This window comes from Kitasatospora nipponensis (genome assembly GCF_039528135.1).
Taxonomy (GTDB): Bacteria; Actinomycetota; Actinomycetes; order Streptomycetales; family Streptomycetaceae; genus Kitasatospora; species Kitasatospora nipponensis.
In genome coordinates this window covers 1-582 of the sequence record NZ_BAAALF010000945.1, presented here as the reverse complement: position 1 = coordinate 582, position 582 = coordinate 1, and the positions used below count along the sequence as shown (strand labels likewise).

Here is a 582-nt window from a genome sequence, read left to right as displayed (position 1 = left end):
CCCGCGATCGCTGGGCAGCCGGAAGTCCGGCCAGCGCAACCACCCGGCCTCCCAAGGGGTTTCGGGCGGCTGACGGCCCAGCAGGTACAGCGCGTATCCGGGGGTCGGGCCGGGCGGGAGAGGGCGGCTGAGCGCGCGGCCGCGGACGAGGCGTCCGGAGGGGAGGAGCAGGACACCGGGGTCGGCAGGGTTCCAGGTCTCGGTCACCCGCCCACCGTAGTAGGCCGGATTATCCTAGCCATGGACATAGTAGCCATGTACTCTATTTCTTATGAGCAAGGGTGCACCGGGTCCCACCCCCGGCTTTCTGGTGTGGCGGCTCGCCAACAAGTGGCGCGTCGCGGTCGATCGCGCGGTGGCCCCACTGGGCCTCACCCACGCGCAGTACTCGCTGGTCGCGTCGCTGCACGGCATGCAGCGCGCCGGTGAGCGGCCCAGTCAGCGCCAACTCGCCGACCACACCGGCCTGGAGGCGCTGTACGTCTCGAAGCTGGCGCGCGCCCTGGAGTCGGCCGGCCTGATCGGGCGCACCCGCGATCCCCGCGACCCCCGGGCCGTGCAACTCGCCCTCACCGAGCAGGG

At 71.8% G+C, this 582-nt stretch carries 1 protein-coding gene and 1 pseudogene; one reads left to right on the top strand and one right to left on the bottom strand.

What is annotated here, in order from left to right; translation table 11 throughout:
• Positions 1-207: pseudogene (locus tag ABD323_RS44215) on the bottom strand (protein phosphatase); the annotation flags it as partial.
• A 64-nt stretch (positions 208-271) separates the two neighbouring features.
• On the opposite strand from ABD323_RS44215, the gene ABD323_RS44210 reads away from it, so the two are divergent.
• Positions 272-582 (top strand): MarR family winged helix-turn-helix transcriptional regulator (locus ABD323_RS44210; protein WP_344447639.1); only part of this gene is annotated, 311 nt, incomplete at its 3' end.